The 14,559-nt window shown below is 58.0% G+C and carries 13 protein-coding genes; 9 read left to right on the top strand and 4 right to left on the bottom strand.

All coding sequences use genetic code 11. The features are described from left to right. Positions 1 to 65 precede the first annotated feature (65 nt). Both A7J50_RS10900 and A7J50_RS10905 read left to right on the top strand, forming a co-directional pair. Positions 66 to 1,034 (top strand): hypothetical protein, encoded by a 969-nt coding sequence (locus tag A7J50_RS10900; RefSeq protein ID WP_064451788.1) that lies wholly within the window; start codon positions 66 to 68, stop codon positions 1,032 to 1,034. Positions 1,035 to 1,112: 78 nt separating this feature from the next. Further along, the gene (locus A7J50_RS10905; protein WP_064451789.1) at positions 1,113 to 1,733 is read left to right on the top strand and encodes a hypothetical protein; all 621 of its coding nucleotides are present in this window, start codon (positions 1,113 to 1,115) and stop codon (positions 1,731 to 1,733) included. A 57-nt stretch (positions 1,734 to 1,790) separates the two neighbouring features. Here A7J50_RS10905 and A7J50_RS10910 read toward each other — a convergent pair whose 3' ends face one another. The 3 genes from A7J50_RS10910 to A7J50_RS10920 form a co-directional block, all read right to left on the bottom strand. Next, positions 1,791 to 2,966 (bottom strand): hypothetical protein, encoded by a 1,176-nt coding sequence (locus A7J50_RS10910; protein ID WP_064454905.1) that lies wholly within the window; start codon positions 2,964 to 2,966, stop codon positions 1,791 to 1,793. A 14-nt stretch (positions 2,967 to 2,980) separates the two neighbouring features. Beyond that, complete coding sequence (locus A7J50_RS10915; protein ID WP_064451790.1) at positions 2,981 to 3,868, bottom strand: nitrilase family protein; 888 nt, start codon at positions 3,866 to 3,868, stop codon at positions 2,981 to 2,983. 351 nt (positions 3,869 to 4,219) lie between these two features. After that, the gene (locus A7J50_RS10920) at positions 4,220 to 4,555 is read right to left on the bottom strand and encodes a hypothetical protein (RefSeq protein WP_237140899.1); all 336 of its coding nucleotides are present in this window, start codon (positions 4,553 to 4,555) and stop codon (positions 4,220 to 4,222) included. 279 nt (positions 4,556 to 4,834) lie between these two features. Here A7J50_RS10920 and A7J50_RS10925 point away from each other — a divergent pair, with 279 nt between their 5' ends. Both A7J50_RS10925 and A7J50_RS10930 read left to right on the top strand, forming a co-directional pair. Next, positions 4,835 to 5,179, top strand: coding sequence for an FKBP-type peptidyl-prolyl cis-trans isomerase (locus tag A7J50_RS10925; RefSeq protein ID WP_064451791.1), 345 nt, complete (start codon positions 4,835 to 4,837; stop codon positions 5,177 to 5,179). A gap of 12 nt (positions 5,180 to 5,191) precedes the next feature. Further along, positions 5,192 to 5,791, top strand: a complete 600-nt coding sequence (locus A7J50_RS10930; RefSeq protein WP_064451792.1) for a GNAT family N-acetyltransferase — start codon at positions 5,192 to 5,194, stop codon at positions 5,789 to 5,791. A gap of 34 nt (positions 5,792 to 5,825) precedes the next feature. Here the strand turns inward: A7J50_RS10930 and A7J50_RS10935 are convergent, their stop codons facing one another. Continuing rightward, positions 5,826 to 7,283 carry a PLP-dependent aminotransferase family protein gene (locus A7J50_RS10935; RefSeq protein WP_064454906.1) on the bottom strand — a complete coding sequence of 486 codons (1,458 nt, stop codon included), beginning with the start codon at positions 7,281 to 7,283 and terminating at the stop codon, positions 5,826 to 5,828. A 290-nt stretch (positions 7,284 to 7,573) separates the two neighbouring features. On the opposite strand from A7J50_RS10935, the gene A7J50_RS10940 reads away from it, so the two are divergent. From A7J50_RS10940 to A7J50_RS10960, 5 genes are all read left to right on the top strand, one after another. Further along, complete coding sequence (locus tag A7J50_RS10940) at positions 7,574 to 8,581, top strand: SGNH/GDSL hydrolase family protein (protein ID WP_064451793.1); 1,008 nt, start codon at positions 7,574 to 7,576, stop codon at positions 8,579 to 8,581. Between the two features lie 121 nt (positions 8,582 to 8,702). After that, a complete protein-coding gene (locus A7J50_RS10945; protein ID WP_064451794.1) occupies positions 8,703 to 10,904 on the top strand; it encodes an iron-containing redox enzyme family protein in 2,202 nt (733 codons plus the stop codon). Positions 10,905 to 10,921: 17 nt separating this feature from the next. Continuing rightward, a complete protein-coding gene (locus A7J50_RS10950) occupies positions 10,922 to 11,965 on the top strand; it encodes a hypothetical protein (RefSeq protein ID WP_064451795.1) in 1,044 nt (347 codons plus the stop codon). A gap of 13 nt (positions 11,966 to 11,978) precedes the next feature. Continuing rightward, positions 11,979 to 12,602, top strand: a complete 624-nt coding sequence (locus A7J50_RS10955) for a LysE family translocator (RefSeq protein ID WP_064451796.1) — start codon at positions 11,979 to 11,981, stop codon at positions 12,600 to 12,602. Between the two features lie 89 nt (positions 12,603 to 12,691). Continuing rightward, positions 12,692 to 14,533, top strand: coding sequence for a carbamoyltransferase (locus A7J50_RS10960; RefSeq protein WP_064451797.1), 1,842 nt, complete (start codon positions 12,692 to 12,694; stop codon positions 14,531 to 14,533). Positions 14,534 to 14,559: the final 26 nt, after the last annotated feature.

Genomic DNA, 14,559 nt, shown 5'->3' on the forward strand with positions numbered 1-14,559 from the left:
TTTCGCCACACTCACACCCATCAAGGCACTTTGCCTTGCTCTCATAACTTGTGAAGGACCTGTGTATGACCACTGTCTATGAAACCAATCGTTCGCTGTTTCGTGTGTCCTGGAGCTCGGTATTGGCCGGTAGCGCAATTGCACTGGTGACCTATTTGGTGCTCAGTGTGCTGGGCACGGCTATCGGGGCGAGTGCCGTCAACCCAATGCAAGCAGGTAACCCACTGAGTGGCTTTGGTACGGGCGCCGGGATCTGGCTGTTCGTGTCGACATTGATCGCCATCGGCGCCGGTGCCTTTGTGGCTGGCCGCACTGCGCCGGACCGTGGTGGCTTGCACGGCGTGTTGACCTGGACCGTCACCACCTTGCTCACCACCTGGCTGTTGGCGGGTTTGGCTGCCAGTGTGGTCGGGACGGCTGGCAACGTCGTGGGCAAAGGCCTGTCGGCTGCCGGCAGCGGCATTGCGGCAGCAGCACCGGGCATTGGTAACACTGTTAAGCAGCAGTTGAACGAGCAGGGCATCCAGCTGGATTGGAACAGCCTGCAAGGCCAACTGGACACACTGCTCAAGCAAAGCGGCAAACCTGAATTGGACCCGGCCAACGTTGAGCAGAAGGCTGACCAGGCTGCCGCTGACGGCAAGCAATCGGCCACCGCTGCCGCCACCGATCCAGCCCAGGCCGGCGACGCATTGAAGCAGTGGTTTGAACGCGTTAAAGCGTCGGGTGAACCCGCGCTGAACGCTGCGGATAAAGATGCACTGGTCAACATCGTCGCGGCCCGTACCGGCAAGAGCAAAGAGGAAGCGACCCAGATCGTCGACAACTATGCCCAGGCCTATCAGCAAGCCATGCAAAAGGTTGACGAACTGAAGCAGCAGGCCGAGCAGAAAGCCCGTGAAGCCGGTGAAGTGGCGGCCAAACAGCTCTCCCGCGCAGCCTGGGGCACCTTGGCCATGTTGCTGTTGGGCGCAGCCTTGAGCTTCTTCGTCGGGCGTACGGCGCTGACCACTCGCCGAGTGCCATTGGCTTAAAAGTGTTTGCGGCAAGGACGCCGCTTTGCTGAACGCGTAAAATGCCGGCTTTTTACGCGGATCACGCAAAGGTGCACTTTGAGCGCAGGCAAAACTGTCGGGTTGTTATTACTCACCTCAATGCTGGCGGCGTGCGGTACGTCGCCGCCACGCACACCCAACGACATCTGCGGCATCTTTCGCGAAAAAGATGACTGGTACGATGCAGCCAAGGTCACGCAAAAACGCTGGGGCGTGCCTATCCAGGTGCCGCTGGCGATCATGTATCAGGAGTCCGGCTTCCGTCAGGACGCCCTGGCCCCGCGCAAATACTTGCTGTGGATCATCCCCTGGGGCCGCGTCTCCACCGCCGCCGGCTATGCCCAGGCCAAGGATGAAGTGTGGAGCGACTACCGCAAGAGCACCGGCCGCAGCGGCGCCAGCCGGCGGGACTTCGACGACGCCATCGACTTTATCGGCTGGTACATGGACAAGACCTACACCATCAACGGCGTTTACAAATACGACGCCTACGGCCAATACCTGAACTACCACGAAGGCTGGGGCGGCTACCGCCAGCGTACCTATGCGGCCAAAGCCTGGCTGCCGCCCGTGGCCAGCAAGGTGCAGGCGCGTTCGCAGATGTATGCGGCGCAATATGCGGGCTGCAAGAATGATTTGGGGCGTGGGTTTTGGAGCCGGTTTTGGCATTGGTTGTGAGGGACAAGAACGTTGACTGCTCCCACGCTGCGCGAAGGGCGCCGCGTGGGAACAACCTCACATTTGGACTAACCAGCCCACCGACGGCACGATCAACAGCGTACTCACCGCCATTGAGATCACGTTCGCAATATACGGATGAAAGTCTGCTGGCAATCGTCCTGCAATGGCTGATGCCAATGGCGGTGCGATCAGAGCACCAAGTAGCGCACTTGAGCCAATCACCATCCAACTACTGCCATAGGTCAATACGGCTGCGGGCACTACTGAAACCAATGGAATGTAAGTTGGATACCAGCCTCGTCTGATCCACTGGTGTCGCCAGAACACTACGCCCAGTGCCGATGTCAGTGCTTGCGCCCCTAGCAGTGGCAAGACCAATCCTGACCCATAAACCGGGCTGATGGGGTTCAAAGCATATGCAAGCAATACGCCTGCTAGCAGACCAAGACTGGCCAGCTCATTTCCGAAAGACGGTGCTTCGGAAAAGTCGGCCAAAACTCGACGCAGGCTCCAGACGACACCATAAGTGGGTGGTTTGCCCTGCAGGGGTCTGGCGGGGGGCTTGTAGTCTGAGCGCATCAATGATGGCGCATGACGACACAGTAAAAAAGCTAAGACACTACCCACGGCCATGCCCAGCACATTGCCGATTACCGGAGGTAAATCCAGCGGTACGCATACGAAGTTCACGATTATCAAGCACATCGGCGTAACCAGTAATGCCCCCAATAGTGCGCCAATGAGCGCAACCTTCCAGCCGCCGCCAAACATCAGCACCATTGCCGCCGGCAACGAAATGAAGGCCGCGAATGTGGTCGGTTGCCACGTTTGAGCGGTAACGCTCCAGCCCCACAGTAAATTGCTAAGCAGTAGCCCTAAGAGCGAACTGGTCACCAGCCAAGGCCATAGTCCAGTTCCGTATGAAATGGAAAAGCCCTGCCAGGTTTTACCGCGCTTGCTAGCCCACCACGCCAAATAGGCGCCGCTCAGCAAACCGAGTGAGGCGAGTTCATGCTTGTAGAAGGCGAATTCACTGATATCCCCCAGTATCCATCGCAGCCATGCGACAGGATGGGGCAGACTTGCGACCATTTCGCTATAGCTTGGCCAAGAGCCGTGATGATTGACTGCTACCCATAGCACCAGCAATGCACTGATTAAACCCAAAATAATGACGATGATTTCTGCCCGTGAATGGCCGCGTTTTGTATCGGTAGAGAGCGTTTCCATCTTCTGCCCTCCCATCAACGCGGTAGAGCAGGATGTTGGGCGTACCCGAGCATTTGATCGTAGAGATCATTGCGTCGATCACGTTGTAGGTCATTGAGGCTGTTCCAGATCGGTGCGCTCCGGGCGCTGGTGATATCAATGTCAGCAAATAAAATTTCCTGACGGTTGGCCGAAGCTACAGCGCCGATCGGCCAGCCGTTGGTGCCTGCAATCAACGAGCATCCCAGGTAGCGAGCATCCCGCTCCTCACCAATGCGGCTTGCGGCTGCGATAAACACGTTATTCACATGTGCGGCAGTCATCGTCAGGTAGGACGCCATGCATTTGCCTGCCTCATCGAATAGCGGTGGTGGCGTCCACACCCAGTTATTTAGGCTGCAAATAATATCCGCGCCTTGTTGGCTGAGAATACGTGGTACTTCCGGGAACCAGATGTCCCAGCAGATCAGTAAGCCGATGCGGCCGATCGGCGTTTCGAACACGGGAAAGCCCGTATTGCCGGGAGTGAACCAAAGCTTTTCCAGATTCCATAAATGAGCTTTGCGGTACTTGCCTATAAAACCGTGGGGGCCCAGCAATACGGCAGTATTGAACAGCTGCATTGCGTCGATTTCGCTTAGGCCAGCAACCAGATACACCTGGTGCCTGACGGCGAAGTCAATCCACGCGCGCACACTGGGACCGTCCGGAACCACCTCGGCGTGATCAAAGGCGTCTTGGCGGCTGTTGAAAAAATACCCGCAATTGGTGAGTTCCGGCAGCACGATCAGATTGGCTCCGCCGTTTGCAGCTTCGGTTGCCAGTACAAGACTCTGACGCAGGTTATCCGCTCGGTTGGTCATTCCGACTTGGGGATCAAGTTGGATAACCGCGATACGTGCCGGGCTCGTTGGTTCGTTCATGGAGGTGACCTCTTATTGTTATGCAACCGGGGTGGTTGAATGTTTATAAGAGGCGATAGAGTGTGTAAGTGATAGTCAGATGATTCCCGTTGCGTTGTGGTCTGATTCCTTTATGTCTGAGTTTGAACTTCGTATTCAGGATAGTCTTGCAGGGTGAAGCCGCCATTGAAGTTTGCATAGGTTTTTTTACAGATGTTTATCACGGTCATTTTTTAGTTTTGTTACTGAGCTACTGGTCAGCAGTCCTTACTGGCTTTTAATTAAATGTTCGTACAGGGATTCCCAGGGCTCGTCGGCTTTATGAAGAGCAGGGACTCAGCCAGAGAACCAAGTCCAATATAATTTGGTTTCTTAAAAGTAAGCCTTTTTATTTAAATCGAATATTTCTGTCGAGTTCAGATAAGGTGGCTCTATGGGCATACCCTCCGCGTTTACGCGTCCGTGGATCAATTGCAAGTGACTACTGAACCCAAATATTGCCGTGCGTAAAGGGTAAAGCGAACACACGTCATAGAATGTTCCCCAACTGCCGTCACCAATTCCAATGGAGTAGAAAACAGCAGATTCCCGGGCAGTCATACCCATCCCGCCAACATTACCAGGATCACTTTGGTACCAGGCCGCTGTGGTTGGCATTTTCACCAAATCACGAAATGAAATACCTTCGTATTTTTTTACTATGGACATCCACATGCGTTCCCAGCCCTCAGAACCATAATGCTCAGAGACTGTTAGAGTCATTCGCTCTGCAAACATTTTCCATTTTGCAAAAAACGGTGCCTAGCGTTTTACCGGGTGGTGCTGTTTTTCCATTGGGGGTTTCCCCAGATAAGCAGGGTGGGTTCATGGCTACCATCTATGCTCCCTTCTCGTAGGTATATTCCTGTTGATCAGACTGTTCCTGCACTTGCCAAACCCACCCGTTTCTGGGAAAACCCCAGCCTTTACACCTTCAACGAGCCCCTCATGCGTAACGACGAACTCCAGATCACTGATATCCGCGTGGGCGCCGGCAAAGCCGTGGTCAAAGGTGCGCTGATTACCACCCAATACACCGGCACTTTGGAGGACGGCACGGTGTTCGATTCGTCCTGGGAACGCGGCAAGCCGTTCCAGTGTGTGATCGGCACCGGGCGCGTGATAAAGGGTTGGGACCAAGGCTTGATGGGCATGCAGGTCGGCGGTGTGCGCACGTTGTGTGTGCCCGCGCACCTGGCCTATGGCGAACGCTCGATGGGCGCGCATATCAAGCCCAACAGCAACTTGCGCTTTGAAATTGAGTTATTGGAAGTGCTGACGCGGGACGACTGAACGGAGTTGAACATGGACGTTGATTCACCGCCGTTGCCGGATTGCTCCGTCGCGGGTATTCGAGTGGTTGAACTGCAGGTCGGCGATGCGGCTGAACTGCAGCGGTTTTTTGAGCAGGCGCCGGATTATTTCATCGCCGTCAACGGCGAGCCCGCTTTGCCGACTGAGGCGCACGAAGAGTTGCAGGGGCATTTGCCCGCAGGCTGGCGCTGCAGCCGGATGTACTGGTTGGGTTACCGCGATGCTGATGATCAATTGGTCGCAGCAGTGAACATTGCCGCCGACCTGTTGGCTGCCGGTGTGTGGCATATCGGGCTGTTGCTGGTGCACACGCGCTTGCATGGCACCGGGCTTGCGCGGCAGTTGCATGCGGATCTTGAGGCGTGGGCTATCGGCAAAGGTGCCCAGTGGTTGCGGTTGACCGTTGTCATCGGCAATCACAAGGCCGAGCGCTTTTGGCCCAGGCTTGGGTATGTGCAGGTACGACGTCGTGAAGGGATTACGATGGGGCGACAGGTCAATAGCGTGTCGATTCAAATCAAGGCGCTGACAGGCGGGCAGGTGGATGAGTACCTGCAGCGAGTCGGTCGGGATCGACCAGGCTCGCCGTAACAGCGCCAGTGCAACCAGCCCGTTGGGTACCACCTCAAACGGTTGGGCCATCCTGGCGGGCCTGGCCGCCGTGCGTTTCCAGTTGCTTCAGTTGGCTGATGGTTTGCCCGACCTTGAGTACCGCCATCTCGACTTTGCGCGTCGGTGCATTGGCGAAGTTCAGGCGGATGCAGTTTCGGTATTTTCCCGCTGCCGAGAACATATTGCCGTTCGCCACTTGTATGTCCTGGGCTTCGAGCAGCTGGTTGAGGGTATAGATGTCGAACTCTTCGGGCAGTTCGACCCAGAGCGTAAAGCCCCCCTGGGGTTGGCTGACGCGGGTGCCCGCCGGGAAATAGCGGTTGACCCACTCGCTCATCAGGTCGCCATTGCGTTTGTATTGTTTGCGCATTCGACGCAGGTGCAGGAGGTAATTGCCCTTGGCGATGAATTCGGCAACCGCCAGCTGTGGCTGGGTGGCCGTGGCGCCGGAGCCAATGTATTTCATGTGCAGCACCTGTGGCAGATAGCGCCCTGGTGCGATCCAGCCAACCCGCAAGCCAGGTGCCACTGTCTTGGAAAATGAACTGCACAGCAGCACCCGATTGTCCTCGTCAAAGGACTTGAGTGAGCGCGGCCGCGGATAGCGGTGCGACAGGTCACCGTAGATATCGTCTTCTATGATCGGGACGTCGAAGCGCTGGGCCATGCGTATCAGTTTGAGTTTGCGCTCGTCAGGCATGATGTAGCCCAACGGGTTATTACAGTTGGCGGTCAACTGGATAACCTTGATCGGCCATTGCTCCATGGCCATTTCCAGGGCTTCCAGGTTGATACCCGTCACCGGGTCGGTGGGAATCTCCAAGGCCTTGAGGTCGGCCGCCTTGAGGATCTGCATCATCCCGTGATAGCTCGGCGAGGCAATGGCGACAATGTCGCCGGGCGAGCAAATCGCGCGTATGGCGGTGGAGAGGGCTTCCTGGCAACCGCTGGTGACGACGATATCGGCCGGGTTCAGGCGGCAGCCCGAGTCAATCGACAGCCTTGCGATCTGCTCGCGCAAGGCCAATACACCCTGAATACGGTTGTACTGCAGGCTGGCGTTATCACTGCGCCGGCTGATGCGTGCCATTGCCGTCAGCAGTGGCTTGAGCGTGGGCGCGGTGATGTCCGGCATGCCACATCCCAATTGAACAATATCGGCGTTCTCATCGAAGCGCATCAGCTCCTGGACCATATCCCATTGGGAAATGTCCACCGGGCGCAGGATCGGCCGGCCCATTTGTGGCAATGGCGCGATGCGTCGGTTGGCCGGCACGAAGTAGCCCGACTTGGGGCGTGGTATCGCAAGCCCCGAACATTCCAATACACGGTAGGCCTGTTGCACGGTCGTCAGGCTGACGCCGTGCTCATGGCTGAGCGTGCGCACAGAGGGCAGGCGCTCGCCGGGGCCATAAAGGCCCTGCTCGATGCGGCTGCTGATAAATTCGGCGAGGTTCAGATAAAGAGTCATGGTCTGACTGTAGCTGCTCATCTGTTACTTAAGAAGGTACAGAGGCACCTTTTTTTGAAGAATTTTCTTACAAAAAAGCCAATCTGTATTTAAAAGATTAGATGTTTCTGTATCTGCAATACACATCGTCGTCTTGGGATGATGAGCCCCGTAACGGTGCACAGGGCCTTGGACAGGGTAGTCGCAAAATGGCAAGGCAACACCTGGCACGGTCAAATTTCAAGACATGCCCGGCATGACAAATACAGATACCTGAATCTGCCCAGCGAATAGCGAGAGGACCACGCGCAATGACGGCAAGGATGACGCTCACACCGCAAATGGCCGAATATGAACAGAAGTTCACCGATGGTGGCGAGGTTCGTTGGTTACCTTATTTGATGTACTTTCACCCGACTGACCATCGCTCCTTCGTGGTCAATACCGATTCGGCAGGTTTTCGCTACTCGGAGTCGTTGACCACGCGCTACTCGGTGGCCGACGGCGGCCAAAGCAGTGGCCCGGTACGGTTGTTGGCGGGCAGCTCGACCGTATTCGGTATTGGCGCCAGTGCTGACAGCCAGACACTGGCGTCGCGCCTCACTCAAAACGACCCCCGTGGCCAGCACTGGCTCAATTTTGGCGGTCGCAGTTTCAACTCCACTCAAGAATTGACGCTGTTCACCCTTAATAAGCACCGTTTGCCGAAGGTGGACGAGATCGTGCTGTTTTCCGGTTTCAACAACCTCGGCCTGGCTCGGCAGCCCGAAAATTATCGCGGCGAGTATGGGGCGTTCTTCAATTGCCATCAGTTTTTCGACGCATTGGCCCCAGCGGAGCCGGCGTCCACTTCGTGGAGCCTGTCGAATCTGTTCGGCAAGGCCCAGGAGCCTGAGCGCCCGGCGCCGCAGTCGATGCAGGAACAGATTGACTACGCCGCCAACCTGACATTGCAGCACCTGGATATCTGGCGTGCCCTGGCCGCTGATATGGGCGCGAAGTTGACGTTCATCCTGCAACCCCTGGCCGGTTGGGTACGGGAAACCGGTAGCCCTGAGGAACAGCAATTGTTCGCCGAACTGGACCAGGCAGGAAACTTTACCGACGTGTACGGCGACATCCTGCAAACCTCAGTGCGTGAAGCCTACGCCCATCGGCTCCGGGCCGGGGCACAGGGCATGGGGGTCGGCTTTGTCGATATCACGCCTTTGCTGGCAGAGGCCCTGGGCCCGGACGACTGGCAGTTTGTTGACCGTATTCACTTCACCGACTTCGGCAATGACCTGGTTTCGAAACTTATTCTTGATGTCACTCGGTAAAAGGACTTGCTCATGAAATCCATCAAAAAGTTTTTTCAGCGCCTGTTTGGAAAGAAGAAGAAAAAACCCGACTCCTCTATTTATCCAATGTTCTGACGTTTGATTGGACAAGGTATTGGCTATGGATGGCTCGGTTTCAACACGCATGATGGAAGAGGGCAGGTGGCGCGAGCTGTATCGCCTGGCGCTCAACCCTGAATGTTTTCTGGAGGCTGCGTACCTCAACCGTATGTTGGGCAGCGGTGAGCCAACGCAGCTGTCGCAGCTGTCGCCTCGGATCGACCAGTGGCAAGTGTCTCAGGCAACGGCATACGCCAGCGCTGCGGCAGCGGCCGCTGAACGCAACAACACCCGCGCCTTTGCCCAGGCGCTGGCCATTTACTCGGCGCCGATGGCCTCGGTGCTCGGCTGCTGGCTTCAGGGCATGAGTGCGCCTGGGGTTTTCGAAGACCCGGCACAGCTACGAATCATGCAATTGTTTGCCCATGACGTGGGCGTCGGTTACCCGAATGCGTCGCGGGCCCATCATTTCAAAGCGCTGCTGGGCCAGTTGCAACTGACGGCTTATGCCCTGGCGCCTGAGCAACTGTCGACGTTGCCGGACCTCAGTGACGACGCGTTTGAATTGCCCGCATTACTGTTGGCGCTGAGCCGTCGCAGTGATGAATTTGGTGATGAACTGTGCGGTATCGACTGGGTGTTGCGGGCAGTGGGGTTATGCCCCGGCTGGGCCGCGATGGGGCAACTCGACGGTGTGGCGCTGGAGGTGCGGCGCCTGGACCTGAGTGAGTCATTCCCTGGCATGGAGCCGGCATCGCTGCGCCAGATCAGCCAGTGGGTTGCGCGCCAGGTTGCCTTGCAAAGTGAGGAACGGCAGGCGCGGTTGATGCGTGGGGCCAGCTGGGTGTTTGGCGCGTTACAGCGCTGGAATGCTCGACTGTACAACGCGTCGTTGGCGGCCACTTGCCCGCAGCAGGCGATGATGCAGTTGGTGCAGCGCCTGGCCAGGGTCGGCGCGGTGTATCACCAGAACTACCTGATCGAAGGCCGTAGCCTGGCGCTCTGGCTTGGGGAGGCACAGACCGACCCTGCGCCCTTGCTGGATGTGCTGTCCCGCAGCCGCTTGATCGTCCCCGGCAACGCGAAAAAAAGCCTGTTGGTGACCAGCCTGGTGGCGCCGACGGGCCGCATGTTCCGCATTTTCAGTGAGGCGGATTTGAGCGTGATTCGCCAATGGATCGACGCGTTACCCCAGCTTGCCGGCAGTCAGCAGTTGCCTCGACAACCGGTCGATAACGTGGCCATTGAAGCCCGCCAAACCGTGGGCGCCGAGGTCAGTGTTGGCCATTGGCCCCAGAGTTTGCGCGAAGCGTATTTTGTCTTGCAGGGGCGGGCGCTGGAGGCCTCCACGCTGCAATTCGCTCACGCCTATGTGTCCCGTTGGCTGGCGCGTTCGCAGCGGTCGCTGAAAACCTCCGGGCGCCAGCTGCCCGAGCAGTGGGGCACCCATGTGCTGCGCGCCTGGTTGCTCGATAAGCATGACCAGCACGGCCAGCAGTTCGATAACAGCGACCCCGCGCAAATGCCGAGCCGTGAAGAAATCATTGATTCAACCCTGCAACTGGCGCCCTTGACGCTGATCGACGGTGCCTGGCTGCAAGGTTTTACCGATGTGGGTTTGGCGTCTTCCCATGTCGGCTACAGCTTGTTTCAGACGTATTGGGATGAGCTGGGCAACGGCATCGCTGCGCTCAATCATCCGAAGATCTACCGCGATGGCTTGCGCGAGATGGATTTCGAGCTGGCGCCAACCGGCAGCCGTGAATTTGCCGAGGACCCGCGCCTGGACGAGGCGTCCTTCCGCTTGCCGGTGTATTGGCTGTGCCTGGGGAAACTGCCGGTGACCTTTATGCCGGAAATTCTCGGCATGAACCTGGCGATGGAGTTATCCGGCGTGGGCGGTACTTATCGCTCTGCGCGACGTTTTCTGCGGCACTACGGTTTCAGCACCGCCTTCGTTGATCTGCATAACACCATCGACAACGTTTCCACCGGGCACTCAGCCTGGGCTGCCGATGCGATTGACGCTTACATGCGCCCATTGGCCACGGCTGAAGCCGTCGCCGAGCAATGGCAGCGCGTACGCGTGGGCTATGAATCACTGGCGCCGATGCCGAGCAAGTGGGACTCGATATTGAGTCGGCTGGGCCTGTCATCGGTGGGGCGCGTGTTACCGCGTACGGAGCGGGCAACGGCTTCAAATGACTATCTCCATCACCTGCCGATCACTCGGGAAGTGTTGACGCACGTGACCGATCAGTAACGCCACGAGGAGCAACTATGTCTTTGGTAGAAGTGCATAACGAATGGGACCCCCTCGAGGAAATGATCGTGGGTATTGCCCATGGCGCGCGCGTGCCTCGGCCGGACAAAGGCCTGTTCGCCCTTGATTACAGCGAACATCACGACGCCATGCATGAGATTCCGTCGGGCCCCTATCCCGAGCAGGTCGTTGCAGAGGCCGAAGAAGACCTCGACGCGTTCGCGGCGTTTCTGGTGGGGCATGGCGTTACCGTACGCCGCCCCAAGAAGTCCTTCCACGCCGAGGTCTTCGGGACGTCCGACTGGAAGACCGACGGTGAATACAATTACTGCCCTCGGGATGTCCTGCTGCCGATCGGCAAGACCATCATTGAAGCGCCGATGGCCTTGCGCAGCCGCTACTTCGAACCTTTCGCCTACCGTGAACACCTGCAAGCGTATTTCGCCAGCGGCGCCAACTGGATCTCGGCCCCCAAGCCGCAACTGGGTGACAACACCTACCGGGTGAACCCGCGTGAAGGGTCGATCATTGCCAATGAGGAACCTATCTTCGATGCAGCCAACGTGCTGCGTATGGGGCGCGACATCCTTTACCTGGAGTCGCGCAGTGGCAATCGGCTGGGCTACGAATGGCTCAAGCGAGTGCTCGGTGATCAATACCGGGTGCACGCCCTCAGTGGGTTCTACGACGGTACGCACCTGGACACCACGATCACCCTGGTACGCCCCGGGTTGGTGGTGTTGAACCCTGAGCGTATCGCCAAGGACCAGGTGCCGGAAGTGTTCAAGCACTGGGACATTATCTGGGCGCCCGACATGGTGGACACCGGTTATTGCTGGTCCTACCCACGCGCATCCATTTGGCAGGGCATGAACTTCATCATGGTCAACCCGTCGTTGGCGGTGATCAACGACCAGCAAGTCCCGTTGATTCGTGCGCTGGAACGCCATGGCATCGATGTGGCGCCGTTGAAGATGCGGCATGCCCGCAGTTTGAGCGGTGGGTTCCATTGTGTGTCCGTTGATATCCGTCGGCGCGGCACGCTGGAAGACTACCGTTGATAAGGGGGCAGTGATGCAGATTCTGGATTACTACGCGGTTGCATTGTTCGTGATCGCCACCTGCGTCACGCCGGGGCCGAACAACGTGATGTTGATGTCCTCGGGCGCCAACTTCGGAATGGGCCGCACCCTGCGCCACGTGGCCGGGATCAACATCGGCTTTCCGTTGATGGTGGTGGCGGTCGGCCTGGGCGCCGGCGCGATTTTTCGGCAGTACCCGAGCCTGCATGATGGGTTGCAAGTGATCGGGGCGGTGTACCTGCTGTTTCTGGCGTATCAGATCGCCCGCTCGCCCACCGCCGACCTGGCTGACAAGTCCGGCAAGCCCCTGGGGTTCACTGGCGCGGCGTTGTTTCAGTGGGTCAATCCGAAAGCCTGGGTCATGGCGGTGGGCGCGGTGTTGGCTTACACGTCGCCCCTGGGCGGCTACACCCTGCAGGTTTTTTTGATTGCACTGTTGTTCTTTTTGTTCGGCACACCGTGCTCGATGGTGTGGGTTTTTTTTGGGCAGTACCTGCGGCGCTTCTTGACGCGGCCGCGGCATTTGAAGGTCTTCAATATCGCCATGAGCCTGGTGCTGGTGGTGTCGTTGATACCGGTCATAAAAAGTCTGCCATTCGCTCAAGGATGGTTTTGAAACGCCTAGAAAGTTGCTGTGCCGCTCACCGCTCGGTGGGCACAAGCAACTCCATGGATTGGCATGATGTGATGAGGATGCACACTTAAATGGCTATGTATGTTTTAGGGATATCTGCCTTCTATCACGACAGTGCTGCCGCCTTGGTCAAGGACGGTGTGCCCGTTGCTGCTGCTCAGGAAGAGCGCTTCACCCGTGTGCGTCACGATCCGGCATTCCCGGCCCAGGCGATTGCGTACTGCCTGGACGCCGAGGGGATTACCCTGGATGACCTGGAGGCTGTGGTCTATTACGAAGACCCTCAGGAGAAATTCTCCCGAGTGATGTCCTCCTTCGCCAGTGGCGGCATCGGCGGCGCCCGCACGTTTATCAATGCGATGCCGGAATGGATTCGTTGGAAGTGGAACGTGCTCAAGTTCGTCGATGAGCAGCTCGAGGCGCTGGGACGGGGCAAGGCGCCGCGCACCCAGGCGTCCCGGCATCACCGTTCTCACGCGGCCGCTGCGTTTTATCCCTCACCGTTCGAGAACGCCGCAGTGCTGTGCATCGACGGCATTGGCGAATGGCATTCGACGACCATCTGGCAAGGCCAGGGCTCCAGCCTTGAGCTGAAAAACTCGATTTCCTACCCGCATTCCCTGGGCCTGCTGTATTCGGCGATGACCTATTACTGTGGTTTCAAGGTCGATTCGGGGGAGTACAAATTGATGGGGTTGGCGCCGTATGGTCAACCCATCTATGCCGACAAGATTCGCGATGAACTGATCAATATCCGCCCCGACGGCTCGTTCACCTTGAACATGAAGTACTTCGAGTACCTGCGTGGTGAACGCATGGTCGGGGAGGCCTTCGAAGCGCTTTTCGAAGGGCCGATCCGCCAACCCGAAAGCCCGATATCGCAGCGTGAATGTGACCTCGCGGCGTCGATTCAAAAAGTCACCGAAGAGGTGGTCCTGGGGCTGGCGACGGCCGCCGTCAAGCAGACCGGCCAGCGCAATCTGTGCCTGGCCGGCGGGGTCGCATTGAACTGCGTGGCCAATGGCGTGCTTAGTCGCTCCGGGCGTTTTGACTCGATCTGGATCCAACCGGCAGCCGGGGATGCCGGTTGCGCCTTGGGTGCCGCGATGGATCATGCGGTCAAGCGCTGCGGCCGCCCGCACCTGGCCAGCAGCAAGTCGGACGCCATGAGCGGCAGCCTGTTGGGGCCGGGCTTCGGCGATGAAGAAATCGCCGCATTCCTGCTGGAAAACCAATACCCCTTCATTCGCTATGACGACAGCGGCCTGTATGACCAGGTCGCCAGCCGACTGGCCGATGGCGCTGTGGTGGGCTGGTTTCAGGGCCGTATGGAGTTTGGCCCGCGGGCCCTGGGCGCGCGCTCGATTCTCGGCGATGCGCGCAACCCGCAGATGCAACGCACGATGAACCTGAAGATCAAGTATCGCGAGTCGTTCCGCCCGTTTGCGCCAGCAGTACTGGCCGAGGACGCCGGGAATTATTTCGATATCTGTGAAAAAAGCCCCTACATGTTGATGGTCGCGCCCGTGTCGGACGCCATCAAAACCCCGCAATCGCTGCAAGAGGGTGGCCCGGAGCGTGGCTTGGGCAGCATCAACAATATTCGCTCGCAATTGCCGGCAGTAACCCATGTCGACCTGTCGGCGCGGGTGCAAACGGTGACCGAGGAAAACAACGCGCCGTTCACCTACCTGCTGCGCAGTTTCAAGCAGCGCACCGGGTGTTCGGTACTGGTCAATACCTCGTTCAACGTGCGTGGCGAGCCCATCGTGTGCAAGCCGGAGGAAGCGTATGCCTGCTTTATGCGCACGGAAATGGACGTTCTGGTACTCGGCCGTTACGTACTGGAGCGGCCGGGCCAGCCTGCCTTTGTTGAAAGCGTCGACTGGCGCAACGAAATCCCGCTGGACTGATCGTGACCCCTAACTTTCCGGAGCTT

The sequence above is a fragment of the Pseudomonas antarctica genome (assembly GCF_001647715.1).
Classification (GTDB): domain Bacteria; phylum Pseudomonadota; class Gammaproteobacteria; order Pseudomonadales; family Pseudomonadaceae; genus Aquipseudomonas; species Aquipseudomonas antarctica_A.

Excerpts from the sequence above, each read along its gene's own strand:
- A7J50_RS10935 (WP_064454906.1), bottom strand. The coding sequence starts at position 7,283 with ATGACTCTTTATCTGAACCTCGCCGAATTTATCAGCAGCCGCATCGAG.
- A7J50_RS10925 (WP_064451791.1), top strand. The coding sequence starts at position 4,835 with ATGCGTAACGACGAACTCCAGATCACTGATATCCGCGTGGGCGCCGGC.
- A7J50_RS10945 (WP_064451794.1), top strand. The coding sequence starts at position 8,703 with ATGGATGGCTCGGTTTCAACACGCATGATGGAAGAGGGCAGGTGGCGC.
- A7J50_RS10950 (WP_064451795.1), top strand. The coding sequence starts at position 10,922 with ATGTCTTTGGTAGAAGTGCATAACGAATGGGACCCCCTCGAGGAAATG.
- A7J50_RS10940 (WP_064451793.1), top strand. The coding sequence starts at position 7,574 with ATGACGGCAAGGATGACGCTCACACCGCAAATGGCCGAATATGAACAG.
- A7J50_RS10900 (WP_064451788.1), top strand. The coding sequence starts at position 66 with ATGACCACTGTCTATGAAACCAATCGTTCGCTGTTTCGTGTGTCCTGG.
- A7J50_RS10930 (WP_064451792.1), top strand. The coding sequence starts at position 5,192 with ATGGACGTTGATTCACCGCCGTTGCCGGATTGCTCCGTCGCGGGTATT.
- A7J50_RS10915 (WP_064451790.1), bottom strand. The coding sequence starts at position 3,868 with ATGAACGAACCAACGAGCCCGGCACGTATCGCGGTTATCCAACTTGAT.
- A7J50_RS10910 (WP_064454905.1), bottom strand. The coding sequence starts at position 2,966 with ATGGAAACGCTCTCTACCGATACAAAACGCGGCCATTCACGGGCAGAA.
- A7J50_RS10955 (WP_064451796.1), top strand. The coding sequence starts at position 11,979 with ATGCAGATTCTGGATTACTACGCGGTTGCATTGTTCGTGATCGCCACC.
- A7J50_RS10920 (WP_237140899.1), bottom strand. The coding sequence starts at position 4,555 with ATGTCCATAGTAAAAAAATACGAAGGTATTTCATTTCGTGATTTGGTG.
- A7J50_RS10960 (WP_064451797.1), top strand. The coding sequence starts at position 12,692 with ATGGCTATGTATGTTTTAGGGATATCTGCCTTCTATCACGACAGTGCT.